The organism is Burkholderia sp. WSM2232 (assembly GCF_000472545.1).
GTDB lineage: Bacteria > Pseudomonadota > Gammaproteobacteria > Burkholderiales > Burkholderiaceae > Paraburkholderia.
The window spans coordinates 89,795-109,774 of sequence record NZ_AWZV01000005.1 but is presented as its reverse complement, the minus strand read 5'-3'; the positions used below and the strand labels follow the sequence as shown (position 1 = coordinate 109,774).

At 63.1% G+C, this 19,980-nt stretch carries 16 protein-coding genes; 7 read left to right on the top strand and 9 right to left on the bottom strand.

What is annotated here, in order from left to right; translation table 11 throughout:
* Positions 1-5: 5 nt before the first annotated feature.
* Together F757_RS0104600 and F757_RS0104595 are read right to left on the bottom strand one after the other, a co-directional pair.
* Positions 6-1,553 carry a UxaA family hydrolase gene (locus F757_RS0104600; RefSeq protein ID WP_027210383.1) on the bottom strand — a complete coding sequence of 516 codons (1,548 nt, stop codon included), beginning with the start codon at positions 1,551-1,553 and terminating at the stop codon, positions 6-8.
* Positions 1,554-1,597: 44 nt separating this feature from the next.
* Positions 1,598-2,884 carry an MFS transporter gene (locus F757_RS0104595; protein WP_027210382.1) on the bottom strand — a complete coding sequence of 429 codons (1,287 nt, stop codon included), beginning with the start codon at positions 2,882-2,884 and terminating at the stop codon, positions 1,598-1,600.
* Between the two features lie 447 nt (positions 2,885-3,331).
* Here F757_RS0104595 and F757_RS0104590 point away from each other — a divergent pair, with 447 nt between their 5' ends.
* On the top strand, positions 3,332-4,048 hold the full coding sequence (locus F757_RS0104590) for a FadR/GntR family transcriptional regulator (RefSeq protein WP_027210381.1): 717 nt from the start codon (positions 3,332-3,334) through the stop codon (positions 4,046-4,048).
* Positions 4,049-4,143: 95 nt separating this feature from the next.
* Here F757_RS0104590 and F757_RS0104585 read toward each other — a convergent pair whose 3' ends face one another.
* From F757_RS0104585 to F757_RS0104575, 3 genes are all read right to left on the bottom strand, one after another.
* Entirely contained in the window at positions 4,144-5,334 is a 1,191-nt protein-coding gene (locus F757_RS0104585) for a fumarylacetoacetate hydrolase family protein (protein ID WP_027210380.1), read from the bottom strand.
* Positions 5,335-5,356: 22 nt separating this feature from the next.
* Complete coding sequence (locus tag F757_RS0104580) at positions 5,357-7,141, bottom strand: IlvD/Edd family dehydratase (RefSeq protein ID WP_027210379.1); 1,785 nt, start codon at positions 7,139-7,141, stop codon at positions 5,357-5,359.
* Between the two features lie 205 nt (positions 7,142-7,346).
* Positions 7,347-8,339 carry a LacI family DNA-binding transcriptional regulator gene (locus F757_RS0104575; protein ID WP_027210378.1) on the bottom strand — a complete coding sequence of 331 codons (993 nt, stop codon included), beginning with the start codon at positions 8,337-8,339 and terminating at the stop codon, positions 7,347-7,349.
* A gap of 437 nt (positions 8,340-8,776) precedes the next feature.
* On the opposite strand from F757_RS0104575, the gene F757_RS0104570 reads away from it, so the two are divergent.
* From F757_RS0104570 to F757_RS0104550, 5 genes are all read left to right on the top strand, one after another.
* On the top strand, positions 8,777-10,120 hold the full coding sequence (locus F757_RS0104570) for an MFS transporter (protein WP_027210377.1): 1,344 nt from the start codon (positions 8,777-8,779) through the stop codon (positions 10,118-10,120).
* A gap of 773 nt (positions 10,121-10,893) precedes the next feature.
* The gene (locus F757_RS0104565) at positions 10,894-11,481 is read left to right on the top strand and encodes an RNA polymerase sigma factor (protein WP_027210376.1); all 588 of its coding nucleotides are present in this window, start codon (positions 10,894-10,896) and stop codon (positions 11,479-11,481) included.
* Positions 11,482-11,493: 12 nt separating this feature from the next.
* Complete coding sequence (locus tag F757_RS0104560) at positions 11,494-11,802, top strand: hypothetical protein (RefSeq protein ID WP_027210375.1); 309 nt, start codon at positions 11,494-11,496, stop codon at positions 11,800-11,802.
* A gap of 2 nt (positions 11,803-11,804) precedes the next feature.
* Positions 11,805-12,101: a 4Fe-4S dicluster domain-containing protein gene (locus F757_RS0104555; RefSeq protein ID WP_027210374.1), complete on the top strand. Its 297-nt coding sequence runs from the start codon at positions 11,805-11,807 to the stop codon at positions 12,099-12,101.
* Between the two features lie 104 nt (positions 12,102-12,205).
* Positions 12,206-12,922, top strand: a complete 717-nt coding sequence (locus F757_RS0104550) for an O-methyltransferase (RefSeq protein ID WP_027210373.1) — start codon at positions 12,206-12,208, stop codon at positions 12,920-12,922.
* A 161-nt stretch (positions 12,923-13,083) separates the two neighbouring features.
* On the opposite strand, the gene F757_RS0104545 is transcribed toward F757_RS0104550, so the two are convergent.
* From F757_RS0104545 to F757_RS0104530, 4 genes are all read right to left on the bottom strand, one after another.
* Complete coding sequence (locus F757_RS0104545; protein WP_035466266.1) at positions 13,084-14,430, bottom strand: MFS transporter; 1,347 nt, start codon at positions 14,428-14,430, stop codon at positions 13,084-13,086.
* A gap of 109 nt (positions 14,431-14,539) precedes the next feature.
* Positions 14,540-16,168: a methyl-accepting chemotaxis protein gene (locus tag F757_RS0104540; protein ID WP_027210371.1), complete on the bottom strand. Its 1,629-nt coding sequence runs from the start codon at positions 16,166-16,168 to the stop codon at positions 14,540-14,542.
* Positions 16,169-16,326: 158 nt separating this feature from the next.
* Positions 16,327-17,724 (bottom strand): MFS transporter, encoded by a 1,398-nt coding sequence (locus F757_RS0104535; RefSeq protein ID WP_027210370.1) that lies wholly within the window; start codon positions 17,722-17,724, stop codon positions 16,327-16,329.
* Positions 17,725-17,955: 231 nt separating this feature from the next.
* Positions 17,956-19,047 (bottom strand): porin, encoded by a 1,092-nt coding sequence (locus F757_RS0104530; RefSeq protein ID WP_156923516.1) that lies wholly within the window; start codon positions 19,045-19,047, stop codon positions 17,956-17,958.
* A 294-nt stretch (positions 19,048-19,341) separates the two neighbouring features.
* Here F757_RS0104530 and F757_RS0104525 point away from each other — a divergent pair, with 294 nt between their 5' ends.
* A complete protein-coding gene (locus F757_RS0104525) occupies positions 19,342-19,920 on the top strand; it encodes a UbiX family flavin prenyltransferase (protein ID WP_027210368.1) in 579 nt (192 codons plus the stop codon).
* The last annotated feature ends 60 nt before the right edge of the window (positions 19,921-19,980 follow it).

Genomic DNA, 19,980 nt, shown 5'->3' with positions numbered 1-19,980 from the left:
CCTGCTCAGGTCACCACGCCCACCTGCCAGGGCACGAACTCGCTTTGCCCGTAGCCATGCAGCTCGCTCTTCGAGCGCGTGCCGGACGCGCAGTCGAGCATCATCTGGAAGATCGCTTCGCCCAGCTCGTCGATGCTCGCGCTTCCGTCGACAACGCCGCCGCAGTTGATGTCGATGTCGTCCTCCTGGCGCTCCCACAGCGCGGTGTTGGTCGCGAGCTTTAACGAAGGCGACGGCGCGCATCCGTAGGCGGAGCCTCGCCCCGTCGTGAAGCAGATCAGGTTAGCCCCCGAGGCGACCTGACCCGTCGCCGACACGGGGTCGTAGCCGGGCGAGTCCATGAAAACGAAGCCCTTTGCGTCGATAGGCTGTGCATACTCGTAGACCTGGACGAGGTTGGTCGTGCCGCCCTTCGCGACCGCGCCGAGCGATTTCTCGAGGATCGTCGTCAAGCCGCCTGCCTTGTTGCCGGCCGACGGGTTGTTGTCCAGAGCGCCGCCGTTGCGCGCGCAGTAATCCTGCCACCACGCAATGCGCGCGAGCAGCCTCTCGCCCACCGCCTGGCTCACGGCGCGGCGGGTCAGCAGGTGCTCGGCGCCGTAGACCTCGGGGGTCTCCGAAAGGATCGCAGTACCGCCGTGCTGCACCAGCCGGTCGACCGCGGCGCCGAGCGCGGGATTCGCGGAAATGCCCGAATAGCCGTCCGAACCGCCGCACTGCAGACCGACGCACAAATGCGATGCGGGCACCGGCACGCGTTCGACGCGATTCGCGTCGGCGAGCATTTCGTTCACCATCGCGATGCCGCGCTCGATCGTCTTGCGGGTTCCGCCGCTGTCCTGGATCGTGAAGCTGCGCAGCTTCGCCGCTTTGCCCGCCGGGCCGGCCGCCTCGAGCACGCCGTCGATCTGGTTGGTCTCGCAGCCGAGCCCGACAAACAGCACCGACGCGAAGTTCGGATGCACCGCGTAGCCGGCCAACGTGCGGCGCAATACGGCGATGCCTTCTCCCTGCATGTCGATTCCGCAGCCGAGTCCGTGCGTCAACGCGACGACGCCGTCCACGTTCGGAAACGCGGCGAGCGCTTCCGGGCGCACGTCGCGCCTGAAATGATCGGCAATCGCGCGCGCGACCGTGGCCGAACAGTTCACACTCGTCAGGATGCCGATGTAATTGCGGGTCGCGACGCGGCCGTCGTCGCGGCGAATGCCCATGAAATGCGCGGGCTCGGCTACGTACTCGGTCGGATGTGTGTCGACGCCGAACGCATGATCGCGCGCGAACTCGGACATGCCGAGGTTGTGCACGTGAACATGCTGGCCGCGCGCGATCGCTTCGCGCGCAACCCCGATGATCTGGTTATAGCGCTTGACCGGCGCGCCTTTCGCAATGTCGCGCGTGGCGATCTTGTGGCCGGGCGGCACGAGCCCTGTCACGACCAGTTGTTCGGTGTCGATGCGCGTGCCGGGCAGAAGCTGCCGGGTCGCGATGATCACGTCGTCGTTCGGATGCAGACGGATCACCTGGGGCGCGCTGCTAGCTTGAGTCAACATAAGAGGCCTCGAATGGAATGGATTGCGGGCGGCTGCCGGCTATGTCAGATTGCCGAGCTCACACGCGTGGGCGCTTCTTCGGTATCGGGAGCAATGGACAGCGGTTCGATGCGGCCCACGATCACCAGATAGCTGAACGCGCCGAGAAAGCAGAAGCCGCCGGCCACGACGAGCGGAATCGTGAACGAGCCCTTGGTCATCGCGACCATCACGCCGGTGAAAGTCGTGATCACGATGCCGGCCAGGTTCGACGCAAAGTTCTGAATCCCGCCGATCGACGCGACATGGTCCGGCGTCGGCGCAACGTCCCCCGGCAGAGACCAGATGCTGGCCGCCGCGAACGCGAGGCTGCCGTAGGCGATGCCGAAGAACGCGAGCATCAGATAGACGTTCGCCGTGAATGCCGACAGCGTGATCACCGACGACAACAGCATGCCGCCGACCATGCAGGTCTTGCGCGCAGCGGTCAGGCTCCAGCCGCGCCGGAACAGCGCATCCGACACGTAGCCGCCGAGCCAGCCGCCCGGAATCGAGATCAGCGCCGGAATCATGCCGAGCGTGCCGAGCGATTTCAGCGAGAAGCCGCGCGTTTGCACGAGGTAACTCGGGAACCACGTAATGAAGAAATAGATGACGAAATTCAGGCAAAAGAAGCCGAGCATCATTCCCCACAGCGTGCGGTGGCGAAACAGCGAGCCCCACGTGACGCGCTGGCGCTGTTTGGCGACGCCGGGCGCGCTGGCGGCTGCATTCGCGCTGCCCGCGTCGAGCGGCTCAGGGTTCCGGTAGATCACGAGCCAGCCGAGAATCCACACAGCGCCAAGCGCACCGGTGATGACGAACGCCGCTTTCCAGCCGACCGAGCTGATGATCAGCGCGACGACCGGAATGGACAGCGCTGAGCCGACCCGTGAGCCGCTATCGAAGATGCTGGTCGCGAGCGCACGCTCTTTCACGGGGAACCACTGGCTCACGAGTTTCGCGCAAGACGGATACGCGCCCGCCTCGCCGACGCCGAGCAGCAGCCGGCAGCCGAACATGCCCGCAACGCTGCTGGTCGCCGCGGTCAGCGCGGTGAACACGGACCACCAGCCGACGGCGAGCGGCAACGCGATACGTGCGCCGACGCGGTCGACGAACCAGCCGAACGGCATTTGCATCAACGCGTAGGTCCAGAAAAAGCCGCTCAGGATGAAACCCATCTGCGCCGGTCCGATGCCCAGCGCCTTTTCGATTTCCGGCGCCGCGACCGCGAGGTTAGCGCGATCGATGTAGTTCACCGCGATCGCCAGAAAACTCAGAAAAATCACCACCCAACGCATTTTGCGCATGACACGTCTCCTCCTTTATCGAATATGGGACCGGTTCCGTAATCTCACGCAACGCGCTCAAAGCGCACGAAGCGCGCCGTTCAGGCGATGCGGACAGTCGGGCGACCGGGGCGCAGCGCATCGCCAGTGCTGGCTAACCGGTCGCACGGCAGCCGCGTCGATCGGCGTGGGCGCCTTACCGCCCGCACTGCGGTGCGACGAGCCTCGCGGCGAAGCCATGCACCAGCCGCACCGAACACCAGAATTTATCTGGCCTTACCAGAAGCGACAAATTAAAATGCGACCGGACCATTGGTCAAGCCAATTTCGTGGAAAATCCGGGTAATCCCCGGGTCGGGCCGAACGCCGGGGCCGCGCCGTGTTGCCGGTTTTGCCGGTAGCACGCTTCGATCTACAATCGGCGCTCGCCTAACGGTGCGTACCCGCGCCACCTCGCCAGGAAAGCTTGTGACAGACAAACCCGCCGACCCTCGCCGCCTTTATCTGCAGATCGCGGAGAAGCTGCGCGCTCTGATCGCGCAGCCGGAGTTCGCGCCGAACGGCCGCCTGCCTTCGGAGCGTGCACTCGCGGCAACGCTTGCGGTGTCGCGCCCGTCGGTGCGCGAGGCGCTGGTTGCACTGGAGCTGGAGGGGCTGGTCGAGATCCGCATGGGTTCGGGCGTGTACGTGTGTGCAACGCCGCAGACGCACAGCAAGGAGCCGTTGTCGCGCGCCGAACTCGGCGACAGCCTGCTCGACATCATGGGGGCGCGCTGCGTGATCGAAGGCTCCATCGCGGCGAGCGTCGCGCCGTTTTGCAAAGCAAAGGAGCTGAAGCACCTGCGCGAGCTGTACGACGAAATGCAGCGCGAAGTCTCGGCGGGACGGATTCCGGTTGCCGCCGACCGCGCATTTCACCTCGCCATCGCGCAGATGAGCGGCAACGAGGTGCTCGTGCGCACCGTCAGTTCTCTGTTCGATGCGCGGCACAGTCCGCTGTCCGAAAAGCTGCGCGGCCATTTCGAAAACGAGAGCACATGGGGCGCGGTGCCTGACGAGCATCGCGTGATTCTCGAGGCGCTCGAAGCGCATGATCCGATCCAGGCCCAGGCGAGCATGCAGCGTCACCTGAAGATGTCGCTGGAACGGGTGATCGCCGGGCAACCGCATGGGCAGCGGCGCTGAAAGCAACGGTCGCTGCGCATCGACAGGCGGGTGCTACCGGGAGCGCGACGCGGCAACAGCGAACATCGCGCCACGCCTCGCAGCCTTTGGCAGACTCAGATCAGTTCGCGTTGCGCGAGATTGCGGTAAAGCGCGCGCACGCCAAAGGTCCACGGCGCCACTTCCGTGCTCAGCCGCACCGTGTTGACGAGCGCACCCAGTTCCGGCGTGGAGATGGTCACCACGTCGCCCAGGTGATGTGTGAATCCGCCGCCGGGGGCGTCGCGATCCTTGATGGGCGAGAACATGGTGCCGAGAAACAGCATGAAGCCATCCGGATACTGATGATGCCGCCCCCACGTCTGGGCAACGAGATCCTGCGGGTCGCGGCTTATTTCGCTCATGTGGCTCACGCCTTCGAGCACGAAACCGTCGTCTGTCCCTTCCACGCGCAGGCCCACGCTGGTGCGGCGCACCGTGTCGAGATCGAACGCTTCGTCGAATAGGCGCACGAACGGGCCAATGGCACACGACGCATTGTTGTCCTTGCACTTGCCAAGCAGCAGCGCCGAGCGCCCTTCTATATCGCGCAGATTCACGTCGTTGCCGAGCGTTGCGCCGACGATTTCTCCGCGGCTGTTCACGGCCAGCACGATCTCAGGCTCAGGGTTGTTCCAGTGCGATGCCGCGAGCAGGCCAACGTCGGCGCCGGGACCGACCGCCGACATCGGCTGCGATTTCGAGAACACTTCCGCATCGGGACCGATGCCGACCTCCATGTACTGCGACCACGCCCCCCGCCGCTCGAGTTCGGCCTTCAGCTTCATTGCCGCCTCGGAGCCCGGCTTGATCTTCGACAGATCGGTGCCGATGGTGGCCGCAATGGTGGCGCGCACTTCCTGAGCCTTCGCTGGATCGCCGCCCGCCTGTTCCTCGATCACTCGCTCGATGAGGCTCACCGCAAAAGTGACACCGCACGCCTTGATGGCCTGCAGATCGTTTGGCGCGAGCAGTCGCAATTCATCCGTCGGCCCGGCATGCAGCGTGGCTTCTATCAGCTTGTCCACGGGACCGAGCGACTCGCCCGACACCGTGCGCGCGAACGCGACCAGGTCTTGCCGATCGAAAAGGTCTGAAGTGGTCGGCACGCTTGCCGTGATGTCCAGCACCTCGCCGTTGCGCACGAGCACGACGCAGGGCCCTGCCAGATCGCCGGCGGAAGAGCCCACTTTGCGCCACAGCCGGCCGACGAGCAGCGCCTGCCCGACATCGTGTGGAAGAATGGATGCTGCGGAAATGGCCTTCATTCGTGTGTCTCCTGGTGGTCTATCAGTGCGAGTGACGCGGGTTGCCGCGCTTTTCGATGACGTTCAGATACAGCGTAGCGGGTTCGAGGCAGCCGCCCGTCGACAGTTGCCCCACCGTCTTGCGATACAGCTCCTGCCAGGGCGTTTGTGCCGCGGGAATCGCGAAGCTCGCAGTTTCGCGCCGGCGCGCCAGTTCCGTCTCGTCGACCAGTACATCGACCTTGCGGGCGTTCAGATCGACGCGAATCCGGTCACCGGTTTTCAGCAATGCGAGCCCGCCTCCCACGGCGGCCTCCGGCGACATGTTGAGAATCGAGGGGCTTGCGGACGTGCCGCTCTGGCGTCCGTCGCCGAGCGTGGGCAACGATGTGATGCCCTGCCGGATCAGTCCGGCGGGCGGCGCCATGTTCACGACTTCCGCGCTGCCCGGATAACCCACCGTGCCTGCCCCGCGAATCACGAGAATGCAGTGCTGGTCGATTTCGAGCGCCGGGTCGTTGATGCGGGCGTGATAATCCTCCGGACCATCGAACACGATAGCGCGCGCCTCGAAGGTGTTTTCCGCGCCGGGCTCGCTCAGGTAGGTTTGCCGGAACGCCTCGCCGACCACCGACATCTTCATGATGGCACTGTCGAAGAAATTGCCCGACAAGACCATGAACCCCGCCCCGTGCTTGAGCGGCTCGGCGGCTGTCTTGATGACCTCGCGGTCAGGTTCGGCGGTGCTGTCCGCGATTGCACCAATGGTCCGGCCGGAAACGGTCAGGCAGTCGCGATGCAACAGCGCCGCCTTGTCCAGTTCGCGCAGCACGCCCGGCACGCCGCCTGCCCGGTGGAAGCTCTCCCCCAGATATTCGCCCGCAGGCATGCAGTTCACGATGAGCGGCACCTGCTCGCCCACGCGCTGCCAGTCGGCCAGACTGATGTCCACGCCGACGTGCCGGGCAATCGCGATCAGGTGCGGCGGACAGTTGGTCGATGCGCCAAGCGCGGAGGCAACCACGATGGCGTTCTCGAACGCTTCCCTCGTCATGATGTGCGAAGGCCGCACGTCGTCGCGCACGAGCTCGACGATGCGCTTGCCCGACGCGTAAGCCATCTGGCCGCGCTCGCGATACGCCGCGGGAATGCTGGCGCAGCCGGGCAGCGACATGCCCAGGGCTTCCGCGAGACTGTTCATCGAGAGCGCCGTTCCCATCGTATTGCAGTGGCCGATGGACGGCGACGAAGCCGTCGTCAGTTCCATGAACCCTTCGTAATCGATCTCGCCTGCCGCGAGCAGATTGCGCGCATGCCAGATGACCGTGCCCGAGCCGACGCGCTTTCCCTGATGCCAGCCGTCGAGCATCGGCCCGCCGGACAGCACGATGGCCGGCATGTCGACCGTTGCCGCGGCCATCAGGCAGGCGGGCGTGGTCTTGTCGCAGCCGGTGGTGAGCACCACGCCGTCGAGCGGAAAGCCATGCAGAATTTCCACGAGTCCGAGGTAGGCCAGATTGCGGTCGAGCGCGGCCGTCGGCCTGCGGCTCTGCTCCGCGAGCGGATGGACAGGAAACTCCATCGGAATCCCGCCGGCGTCGCGAATTCCCGCCTTGGTGCGCTCGGCTAGCTCGATATGGTGACGATTGCACGGCGCGAGATCGCTGCCGGTTTGTGCAATGCCGATGATCGGACGGCCCGACTGCAATTCTTCGCGTGTGAGCCCGTAGTTCATGAAGCGCTCGACGTAAAGCGCGGTCATGTCGGCGTGGGAGGGATCGTCGAACCATTCCTGACTGCGCAGGCGGCGCGTATTGGATGAAGTCATGCCGTACTCCTTGATGGTGGCCCGCGAGGCTAACGTCAGGCGCGAAGCGTCTCTTGTGTGCTCTGCCGGACCGGCTACCGGCCCCCGCCGCGCCCGGCAGGAGCGCCGGACAGGCTGTTCGCACTATCTCGATGTTATCGGTAACATATTAATCTTAGCACGCGTGAACCCGCAGCGCATCTTGCATCTTCCTGGCGGAGAACGACTAGGCGCTCTCGCGCGGCACTACAGCATAATTGATGACGACCTTGCGCTGTGCGCGCGCGGAATGAAGCTGGCCGGCCTGCGCAGCGAGCAGCAATTCCCCCGTGCGCTGGCCGATGCCGTAGGCATCGACCGATACCGTGGTGATGGTCGGATTGCTGCAAACCGCCACCTCGAAATTACCGAAGCCCGCCACCGCGATGTCGCGCGGCACGCTCAACCCGCGACGTTGACATTGCATGATGGCGCCGAACGCGGACATATCGCTCACGCACATGACCGCATCCGTATCGGGCCACCGGTCGAGCAGCGCATCGAGCGCCGGCGCGCCGTGCGTCATCGTGATGGGCGATTCGCCAAGACGCACGACGCGAGGCTCGGCGAGGCCCTGCGCCTTCATCTCCTGAAGGTAGCCCTTGAGACGTTCGAGGCCGCGGCGGTCGAGGTCACTCGCGCCGCACAGGAACCCGATCTTGCGGTAGCCCCTGTCTTTCAGATAGCGCACCATCTCGCGTGCGGCCCGCACGTTCGAAAACCCGACCGCCATGTCGATGGGCTTCGCCGGCAGATCCCACATCTCGACGACGGGTATTTGAGCGCGCTCGAGGAGCCGCCGCGTACCGTCCGTGTGCTGCGAGCCCGTCAGGGCGACACATCGTGGCTGATATCGCAACATAGAGCGCACGATACGCTCCTCCCGCTCGAGGCCGTAGTCGGTATCACCCAGCAGCAGTTGCAGACCTTCGGGTTCGAGGACGGACGTGAGTCCACGCACCGTATCCGAGAAATTCGAACTCGCGAGCGAAGGCACGAGCACCGCCACAAAATCGGACCGGCCAGACGACAGTGCGCCCGCCGCCGCATCGGCCACATAGCCCAACTGCGCAATGGCCTGCTCCACGCGCTCGCGGGTTGCCGGCGCAACGCTGTGCCTCGCCAGCACACGCGACACGGTCATCTTGCTGACTTTGGCGATACGCGCAACATCCGCCATGCGCGGCGGGCTGGCGGACTCCGCCTGGCTGCCGCGCTCAGTCCCGCCCTGTGTTGCGCGCGCCGGCCGCGCGGTTTTCGGCATACGGTTGGTGGTGGTCATCGGGCTCCGGTGTGCTTGTTGCGAGTGTCGAGACTTCAGGCAGAGCCTGCCGACTCACGACGATCCGCCATGATAGACGCGGCAGCCGCGCCCTAGGTGGATACCCCTAGCCTGCGTTTTCGGCTTTGCGTTTCTGGCCAGGCGCATGCTACCTTTGTTACCGATAACATACCAATCGACAGAAAAAGTGCAAGCCGGATTGTTATCGGTAACATAGCCGGGCTCCCTTCGGCAAAGCCGATTGGCGTGAAGGCTTGCACGCAGGCGAACGCTGTGTCGATGTGCGCGACCCGCGCCGCCCTACCGCTCAAGATATGCACAAAGGAGACAAACCCATGCCAGGCATCGCTCAGACGGCGGATTCGTCCGTCGCGGTCGACCAGACCGAAGAACTGCTGTACCGCAAGGTCCTGAAGCGAATCTTGCCGCTACTGCTGCTGTGTTACGTCGTGGCGTATCTCGATCGCGTCAATGTCGGCTTCGCCAAGCTGCAGATGCTCGATTCGCTGGGCCTGAGCGACGCCGTCTATGCGTTCGGCGCAAGCATCTTCTTCTGGGGATACTTCTTCTTCGAGCTGCCTAGCAACCTGCTCCTGCACCGGTACGGCGCGCGGTTCTGGATTGCACGCATCATGGTGTCATGGGGCGTCGTCTCTTCCTCGCTCGCTTTTATTGCGCCGCTTGCGAGCTTCTTCCACGTCCAGACATCCACGATGTTTTACGCCCTGCGCTTTCTGCTGGGCGTCTGTGAGGCCGGCTTCTTTCCCGGCATCATTCTCTACATGAACTACTGGTTCCCTGCACGGCGCCAAAGTATCGCGATGTCGGGGTTCCTCATTGCGATTCCTGTGAGCCTGACGCTCGGCGGCGTGCTGTCCGGGTGGCTCATGGAGAATACGCACGGCGCGTTCGGTCTGGACGGCTGGCAGTGGATGCTGCTGGTGGAAGGCATCCCGTCGATTCTCGTTGCATTCCTCGTGCTCTTTCGCATGGGTGACGGTATTCAGTCGGCGAAATGGCTGACTGCCGCCGAGAAAGCATTGCTGCAAAAGAATCTCGCGCAGGAGAGTTCGAAAAAGACGCACAGCATGGGCGCGGCGCTGAGGAGCCCCCGCGTGTGGCTGCTCACGTTCATCCTGCTGACGTTCAACACGGGGTTCTACGGTCTGGCGTTCTGGCTGCCGTCCATCATCAAGGCATCCGGCGTCAAAAGCGCGCTCAATATCGGTTTGCTGACGGCCATCCCGTACCTGAGCGCTGTCGTCGCGATGATCTGGAATGCCCGGCACTCGCGCAAGACAGGCGAGCGCCGCCTGCATGCCGCGATTCCCGCGTTTATCGGCGGCGTTGGGCTGATTCTCAGCGCCAGCTTCGCGAACAACGTGCCGCTCTCCATTGTCTTCCTGACAATCGCGACTTGCGCGATCCTCGGCCTGATGCCGATTTTCTGGACCTTCCCGGGCCAGATCCTTTCAGGAACGGCAGCGGCGGCAGGCATCGCCCTGATCAATTCGGTAGGCAATCTCAGCGGCTTTACCGGTTCGATGATTACGAGCGTGGCGAAGGACCTGACGGGCAACATCAACAACGGCACTTACGCACTGGGAGCGTGTCTGCTGATTAGTTGCGCCCTCATCCTTTTTATACCGAAGAGCATGTTGAACAACGACCGGAGCTGAGGAGCAAAGCTCGCGTGCATCGGCCGTGCGAAACTGCGGCGGGAAACGGACCTGAGGTCGTCCCCCTCGCGCAGAGGTGCGCGACGGGCTTGTCGCCCCGCTCGTTCGATTTCCTGAGAACGCCCCCTATCTTGCAACGGACGCCAGAAGACAGCGTCAGTGCCAGTTGAGTGTCTGGCATCACCTTCATAGCCGACTCCGAGGTTCTCCAAACCCGAAACTCCTTGCTGTCGCGTCGCCGGCGGCGGCGTTCGGAAGGCGTTCGTTGTTCGACGATAATGTTCACGTGTCCGCTTATTCGTAAAGTGGACACAATACTCCCATGAGCCATTCAAGCTATTCTGCATGCGCTCGCCGCCTACTCTATGAGCGCTTCGACCCTTTCTTGGTCTCTGACCGGGCATCCTCACCTGAGCGAGATGCTCTATAGGCAAGACGGCGCGGTTCAGGTTGATCCGGTTCGCTGATCTTCAATGCAGGAGCGGTTCCATGCGATTCTATACCGTGGGCCGCCCAGCAGCTTGACCGGAGGGAGGTGCCCGCTCGACGCCGGTGCACATATCGGCCTTGCGACATGACTTGCGCGCTTGCCGTTCTTGCTCATTGCTTGCCCTCTGGAGACGTATATCCGCCGCTGCGGACCAGCGCCCCTCACTTCTTCGGTACATATCCGTCACAATCCCCTACCGACCGCTGCAGCCGATCCGGCAATCGCTCCAGAAAATTTTTTGCGCCCGCCACAATATTCGCGTTGCTGAAACGTCTTCAGGCACATGGAACCGCCACCCACCTCACGCCCGATGACCGACCGCGATAGCCACATCACAGCGACCGTGGCGCGCGAGCGCACGAGGCTCGTCAATTTCATCCGGCGTCGAATCCGCGACCCGGAAGATGCGGAGGACATCCTGCAGGACGTGTTCCACGAATTCGTGCGGGCCTACAGGCTCCCCGCGCCGATTGAACAGGCGAGTGCGTGGCTTTTCCGCGCCGCTCGTAACCGCATCGTCGACCGCTTTCGCAAGAAAAAAGAGCTGCAACTGACGGATCCCTTAGAGGTGGAGTCCGACGACGACGCCGGCAGTGAATATCGTCTCGATCTCGCCATGCCTGCCCACGATGCGGGCCCCGAGGCCCTTTACGCCCGCGCTTTGTTGCTCGCGGCCCTGCAGGATGCGCTCGACGAATTGCCACCGAATCAGCGCGAGATTTTCATCGCTCACGAACTGGAGGGGCGGTCCTTCAAGGACATGGCGGCCCAAAGCGGTGTGCCGCTTAACACGCTGCTCGCGCGCAAACGCTATGCGGTCCAGCATCTGCGCGCGAGGCTGCTGCCCATTTATGACGAACTGGATTTTTAGAGGAGTCGACGGATGAATTTTCGAATTAGATGTGTCGGTAAGGCGCTGCTTGCGCTGTTCGCCGTAGCCGTGCTTGGCTGGGTGGTCATGGCGCTATGGAATTGGGTAATGCCGGCGCTCTTCGTTGGGGCCAAGGCGATCGACTTTGCGCATGCGTTGGGCTTGCTGGTGTTGAGCCGCATTCTGTTGGGCGGATTCCGCGGACACGGCGGCTGGCGCGAGCGGCGTCACTGGCGCAAGTGGGAAGCGATGACGCCCGAGGAACGGGAGCATTTTCAGACGGCGTGGCGTTCGCGCCATGCCCGGCGCGCGGAGGATTGAACATGCGCGAAAACTCGATTCGCGACTGCAAGCAGGAGCCAGGCGTAATTGCGCCGGTCGTCGACCTGAAACGTTGTGAAGGTAAGGGCGATTGCCTGCAGGTCTGCCCGGAGAACGTGTTTGAAATACGGCGTGTCGATGACGACGACTATCTCCGCCTCGACTGGATGCATCGCCTCAAGCTGCGCGTGCATGGAATGAAAGTCGCCTACACGCCGAACGCGCACGCCTGCCGGTCGTGCGGCCTTTGTGTAACCGCATGCCCGGAACGCGCGATCAAGCTCGTCAGGACGACATAGCACTTTGTCCTTTCGCGGGTGGCAAAGGGCTGGCGTAGGCTGCCTGGTCCGGCGTCATTCGCTGTCAATGCCACCGGCATTTTAGATCTTGTCAAGGAGCGCACATGACACCATCAACGGCGTTGCTACTGCGGCAGCTCCACGAACAGAGCCAGTCCGAGATAACGGCGCGCGCACGCGGGCAGTTTCAGGGGTCGAGCGAGGAGTTTCTGACTCTCGCGGACGAATACGACACGCTCGCGCCCAGACTGCGTGGCCGCTTTCTTGAAACGCTCGGTCTATCTAGCGAGGATTTCCAGTCGTCTCAAGGCACGCCTTTATCGTTAGCCGTGTCAGCAGAGACTGGAAGGTTCCTGCGCAACATGGTGTTGTCGCACAAACCGTCCCGAGTCCTCGAACTTGGCAGCTCGTGCGGTGTGTCCACGTTGTACATTGCCGAGGCTCTCCGCAGTTCAGGCAATGGCATCGTCGTCGCGACCGAACTCGACCCGCTCAAGTGCGCACGTCTTCGTGCCAACATCGCAACGGCGGGCCTGGACGCCTACGTCGAGCTGCGGGAAGGCGATGTATTGCAGACCGTCACGGAACTGGACGGCACGTTCGACATGGTGTTCATGGACGTATGGGCCAACATCTACCTGGAGGTATTCAAACGGATCGAACACCTGCTGCGCCGTGGCTCGATCGTTCTCGCCGACAACATGTACACGGCCGAACACGCCGTGCGGCCATACAAGCAATACCTCGACGGCGACCCGCGCTTTGCGACCACGACGCTGAACTTCGAATCAGGGCTCGAGTTCACAGTCGTGGTTTCGTGAGTGCTTCGAGGGCGCCTCGATTTGCGTACTCGAACGCGCCTTCGCAGCAGGCAGTTGGTCAAGGCGGGCAGGACCATCTCCCGCTGCAATGTGAGAGCGTCATGACCTACACCTCATGCCATTGCTGACCGCCCGCCCCGCCATTCCCACCACATCACCCCTCATTCCACTGCACCCTGAACCCGGGCTCCGCTCGCCGCGCGGCGCCTGCCACGCTGGACGACACCAAACCACGCGGCGAGCAGCGCAATCGCCACAAGCACCGTAGCCACGAACGAGAAAAGCGCCCCAATCGAGAGCTGCATCGAAAGCAGCACACCGCCCAGCACAGTCCCTGCCACCGAGCCGAGCTTGCCGATGCCGATCGCCGAGCCCACGCCGGTAGAGCGAAGGCGCGTCGGATAGATCATGCCTGAGACCGCATACAACGCGAACTGACTGCCGATCACGCACACGCCGCTGGCAAACACGGCAGCAAAAAGAGCAACGGTCGACATCGGCATGCCGAGCGAGGCGGCGATCGGGCAGCCGCTCACCGCAAGAAACAGCAGCACGCGAACGCCGTAACGATCCACGAAACGACTCAATACCAGCGCGCCGACCGTTCCGCCCACGGGAAACATCATCGCCGCCTGCGCGGCACGCGCGGGTTCGAGCGTGCCCATGCTGAACAGAATCGGCAGCCAGTTCTGCAGAAAGTGCAGCGCGAGCGAGTTCAGAACGAAAAGCGCCCACAGCAGCGGCGTAACCTGAGCAAGACCCTGCTGGAATAGCGCGCTCGGCCGCGCGCGCACGCTGGGCTCGTCGTCGATGACATAGCGCGCGGTCTCGGTTGCGTCGCTCGCGCCGAGGCGTGCCGCGATCCGGCGTATTTCGTGCGCGTCACGTCCGTTCATGATCAGAAAGCGTACTGATTCCGGCAGCAACGCAAACGAAGCAAGCGCGATTGCCACGGCAGCCGCCCCGCCCACCGTGAACAGCACGGGCCAGCCGTAACGCGGCAACAACCATGACGCGACCGCCCCACCGCCGCCCGCGCCAATCGAAAAACCGGAAAACATCAGCGTGATCCATGTGGCGCGCCGTGCGGCCGGCGCATATTCGGAAACGAGTGCGACGGTGTTGGGCACCACCCCGCCCATGCCGATGCCGGCCAGGAAACGCAGTAGCGTAAGCTGCTCGAGCGAGCTTGCATAGCTGCACAGCCACGTCAGAACACCGAACCAGAGCGAGCCGTAGATGATGGTTCTGCGTCTGCCGAAGCGGTCTCCGGCGAAACCGAGCAGGAGCGAGCCCACGAGCACACCCGCAAGTCCTACGCCGAACACGCGCCCGAAGCCGGCCGCGTTCGTATGCCATGCACGCATTAGCGCGGGCGCGGCAAACGCGGCCGCGACCTGGTCGTAGCCGTCGATCAGCACGATCAGGAAACACCAGACGATCAGCCAGAGCGCAAAACCACGAAGCCGCTGCCGCTCGATCAGCGCGGAGACGTCGATGGTATTCATCGGCGGCCTCCGCATGCCTTGCATGGTCGGTTGAGTGTGCGCGCGTGTTGTTGCATGTCGTGTCTCCGTTCGTGTTCTTGTAGTGATGCGTTTCAACGACTGCCAGCAGCTACTCCGAAGGCGCGACGCGGAAGCTGGCCACCTGCTGTTCCAGTTCACGCGATTGCTGATCGAGTGCCTGCGCAGCGGCGCTCGCCTCCTCCACCAGCGCGGCGTTCTGCTGGGTGATCGAATCCATCAGCGTGACTGCGGCGTCGATCTGTTCGATACCCGCGCGCTGTTCTTCGGCGGACGATACGATGCTGCCCATCATGTCCGCGAAACGCCGCGCAGCCTCGAGAATGTTGCCAATCGACTGTTCCGCCTGGTCGACCATCGCGGTGCCATCCGAAGCCGCGGCCACCGCATCGCTCACCAGCTCGCCAATTTCCTTTGCTGCCGTCGACGCATGCTGCGCGAGCGAGCGCACCTCGGCGGCCACCACGGCAAAGCCGCGGCCGTGCGTGCCGGCACGCGCCGCTTCGACCGCTGCGTTGAGCGCGAGAATATTGGTTTGAAAGGCGATTCCTTCGATAATGCCGGTGATGTCTGCAATCTTGCGCGCGCTCGATTCGATGCGCGCCATCGTGTCGCTCACGCGCCCGATGGCGCTGTTGCTGTCGTTCGCCGCAGAGGACGCCTCGCCGGCAATGGTGTGCGCCTGCTGCGCGCGGGTGGCGTTCTGTCGTACCGTGCCGGTCAGTTCCGTCATGCTTGCAGCGGTTTGTTCCAGCGAGGCCGCCTGCTCCTCCGTGCGCGACGACAGATCGAGTGTGCCCGCAGCGATCTCTGCAGTCGCAGCGCTAATCGACTGGCTGCTCGCCCGCACCGCGCTGACGGTATGCGCGAGGCGCGACTGCATATTGCGCAGGCCGTCGAGCAGTTGCCCCATCTCGTCGTTGCGCACCTGCGCGATGTTACGTTGCAGGTCGCCCGCCGCGATGGCCTCGAAATGCGTCAGCGCCTCGTTCAGCGGCGTCATGATCGCGCGTCGCAGCGAGATCCAGCTCCATCCCGCCGCCGCGACGCCGAACGCGATCATCGCGGCCGATGCCGCGAAGAACCGGTAGAAGTAACGTTCGGCGTCTTCGTAGCTGCGCTTTGCGTTTGCATAAAGCGTGCGCTTTAACTCGTCGTTCGCGCTGCTCATTGCGTTGAAGAGCGGGCTCAGTTGCACCGTCCCGATGTGTTGCGCGGCCTCGCGGTCCTGCGCCTTGAGTGCGTCGATAAAGGCGCGCATCGCCTCGCGCATCGCGGCGCGCCGCTGGCTCGCCGCTTCGATCAGCGGCGCTTCGCCAGCCTCATGCGGCTGGTTGACGAAAGCGCGCCACTCCTCGTCTGAGCGCTGAAAAAAGTCGCTTGCATGCGCGATCTGCTCCTGGGCGCGCGGGCCTTCGGGCTGCGCCATTGCGCCACCTAGCACGAGCCGTGTGCGCCCAATCAGCAGTTCAGCGTTGCCGATATGCACAGCCGCGGTCAGCTTGTTCTCATAGGTGTCCCGGTTCGCGCGATTGGCGCGCCACGCCCCCGCAAGACCCAGCGCACCGATGCCGCACATCAGCGCCGCGAGTAGCGCGATTGTCAGCGCAAGTCGCGCCTGAAGAGACATCGTTTTAGCACGCGCGACGCGCGCGACGGCCTGCCGCGCGAAAGCAGTGTTACGGGAATCGGGCATGGTCGAAGCAAAATGAGGCGTCATGGCGTGGGCCTGAAAGCATGGTCGGGAGCAAGGGCAAAAGCGCGCGCTGCGTCAACGGTAAGGTATCCGAACTAAATGGCAAACCTAGATTGCAGTTCGGCACGAGTGCCGCGCCGCGTTACATGCATCGCGGCGGCGGCAAGAAGCAGGAGAAGCTGTTACGAGTCGTGAAGCATGGAGCGCCGCAGCGCGTCAGCGGACGGTTCCGGCGCCGTGACCTGCGCATTGGCGTCGCCGAAGCGGGCTCGATAAAGCAGCGCGAGCACCGTCGAGAACACGGCGGCTATCACGAACAGCAGCGAAGCCGCGTAAAAAAGCTGCGTGATCGGCAGATGCATGGACAGCAGCAGCCCGCCGATCACTGGCCCCGACACGGAGCCGATCTTGCCGACCGATATGGCGCTGCCCACGCCCGCCGAGCGGAACGAGGTCGGATAGATCATGCCGGCCACCGCATACAGTCCGTATTGCGCGCCAACCACGCAAAAACCCGCGGCGAATACGGCGAGCATGAGCCAGGTTTGCGATGAACCATGACCGAGCAGCGCGACAACGGGAAAGCCGATAACCGGCAGGGAAATGATGGCGAGCACACCATGCCGGTCGACGAAGCGGCACAGGATCAGACCGCCGAGCACTCCGCCCACCGAGAACATCATCGTGATAAGCCCTGCGCCGCGCGGATCGACGCCCATGCCTTCCATCAGAATGGGCAACCAGTTTTGCAGGAAATAAAGCGCCATGGAATTCGCAATGAACACGATCCAGAGCAACGGCGTGATGGCCGCGAGGCCGTCGGAGAAGATCAGTTTCAGCACGAAGCGCTGCTTGTCGCGCACCTCGCCCGCGACGAACTGCGCGTCGGCGGGAAGGTTCAGATCGGGGCGCAGACGCATCATGAGACGGCGCAGCATGTGCGGATCGCGCTGATGTATTACGAGCAGCTTGGCGGACTCCGGCAACGTGAAGATCAGCAGCACTGCGACGAGCAGCGAACCGCAGCCGCCCACCACGAACATCACAGGCCAGCCGAAGCGGTGAATGAGCGCCGATGAAACCAGCCCGCCCGAGCCTGCGCCAATCGAAAATCCGGAAAACATCAGAGTGACCCACGTCGCGCGCAGTCGCCTGGGTGCGTATTCGGCAACCAGTGCAACCGAGTTCGGCACCACGCCGCCCATGCCGATGCCGGCCAGAAAACGCAGTAGCATCAGTTGCTGTAGCGAGGTCGCCCACACCGAAGCGTAGGTCAGCAGGCCAAAAAACAGACTGCCGATGACGATGGCCTTCTTGCGCCCGAGCCGGTCGCCCAGATAGCCGAAAATGAACGAGCCGACCAGCGTGCCGAACAGGCCCGCGCCGAACACCGGCCCGAAGCCGCCGCGCGCGACATGCCAGTCCTTGATGATGGCGGGCGCCGCGAACGAAACGGCGGTTTGATCGTAGCCGTCCATCAGCATGATCAGGAAACACCAGAACAGCAGGCCGACGGCAAAGCGTCCCGTCTTCTGCTCTTCTACTAGTGTCGCGATGTTGAAAGTCCGGTCTGCTTGCATGTGTATCCTATTGACCCCGCGTGCACGAGCCCGCCACCGTGGCGTGCCCGCTCGCGCTGTTGCTCCTCGATATCATTCACGGCGGCGCCACGGCCGGAGCCACAATATAAGAGGCGGCCCCGCGCGGCTCAATCAAAAAATTGCGATGAAGAGATCGAAATAGCTGAACAATCCGTTTGCTTTCGCTGCTTTACATTCTCATTGCATCGCGCGCATGGCACCTCCGCTTCCTCAGAACATATGATTGACACCGACCCGCGCGATCGTCTGGCTGCCGCTCGAAGAAGGCTGATAGCCGAACTGCGCGGCGCGCGCACCGTTTCCGGCGGCGCGCTGCAGGCCGACACCCGCGTAGACCTGCGTGCTCTTCGAGAGGTAATCGGTTAGAAACACGTTGTACTGGTTGATCGTCAGGCCCTGAAACAGCGAGTGATCCCACGAAAGGCCGAGCACGTAGAAAACCTTGCCGCCCAGATTGATGTTCACGCCCGCCTGATAATTGTTCAGCGTCGCCGAGCCTCTGCTGTTCTCCAACTTCACGCCCGAATACGTGGCGTGCGGCGAGAAGTCTCCAATCTGGACCGAACCACCCGCGGCGAGTGTGCTGTAGCGGTCCGCGTTGAACATCGTGCCCTGTTTCAGCGGCTGGCCGAGTAGCGAGCGCAGGCTGAAGGTGCCGAAGATGTCCGCCGTGCGATTGTGGGACATGGTGTACGCAATGCCGAGCCTCACCGGTCCGCCCGTGTACTGCGCGCCCAGGCTGTACTGGCGGCCCGCGCTGAAGTTTCCGGGCTGATTGCCGAATGAGTCCATCACGCCTGCCTGGATACCGTGAAAGCTGGCCGTCTCGTACTTCACCGAGCTGTTGAGCGCGTGGTTGTTCGCGAGGCCGTCGAGATTGCCTGGCGTATAGAACGACGAGATGCCAGGAATCGAATTGTTCAGGCGGCCTACGTACTGGTAGATATAGTCGTTGATGTTGCCGAAGCTAAGCGAGCCCCAGCGGTCGTTCGCGAGGCCCACGTACGACTCCCGGTTGAAGAAGCTGGTCGGGTTGATCTGCGCGCCCGTGTTGGTCACGAAGCCGGATTCGAGCCGCGCGAACGCCGTGTTGCCGCCGCCCAGGTTCTCCTTGATCAACAGGCCCCAGCGATCGGGCTGGCGCTTGCCCGACGATTCCTGGATCAGATGCTTGCCCTGCGTGTTCGAAACGAAGTCGACGCCCACATCGATACTGCCGTATAGCGTCACAGAAGACTGCGCCAACGCCGGGCCAGCCAGAATCGCGGCGCAACCGCCGACGAGCAAACGAGTTTTCAACACATGTCTCCAGGTTTTTATGTCGTTGGCCGGTCGCTCGCGGCGCCGGCTTCGTGCATCGCGCTGCCTGTGCGGCCCGTTCTTCGACGTTCCACGAGTGCGATGCCGACAGAGTTTAACCACTTCATTTCGCGCTTTGAATCGCGATTTTTTTATCAATCAATCGAACATTCCGAATACTCCATCAGGGTATTTACCCATTAATTTCGGAAATGCCGATAACTTATTCGAAAGCCGGAATTCGCGTGCTAACATCCGCCACGTCAAAAACCAGTTACGTTTAAACGGAGACCACGAATGCATTTCAGCGCAGTCCGGCCCCGGCGCATGATCGTGGGCATCAGCGGCGCTTCGGGCGTCGTCTATGGCGTGCGGCTGCTGCAGTTGCTCAGACAGCTCGACATCGAGTCGCATCTGGTGATGAGCCGCTCCGCGCAGGTTACGCTCGCGCACGAGTCGCAGCATAGCGTGGCCGAGGTGCGCGCGCTCGCCACTGTGACCTACCCGAACACGGACATTGGCGCAGCCATTTCAAGCGGATCGTTCCCCGTAATGGGCATGATCGTCGCGCCCTGCTCGATCCGCACGCTCTCCGAAATCGCCACCGGCGTGACGGGCGGGCTGCTCTCGCGCGCGGCCGACGTGACGCTCAAGGAGCGCCGCCGCCTCGTGCTGATGGTGCGCGAAACGCCCCTGCATCTCGGCCACCTGCGCAGCATGACGAGCGTCACGGAAGCCGGTGCAATCGTCTATCCGCCGGTGCCCGCATTCTACGCGAACCCCGAATCGCTCGATGACATGGTCGATCACACGCTCGGGCGCGTGCTCGATCTGTTCGATATCGACTCTCCGGTGGTGCACCGCTGGGGCATGTGAGATTAATCCGCGCATTAATAAAATAGCCTGATAAACCATTCGGATTCTTTTGCTTCTATA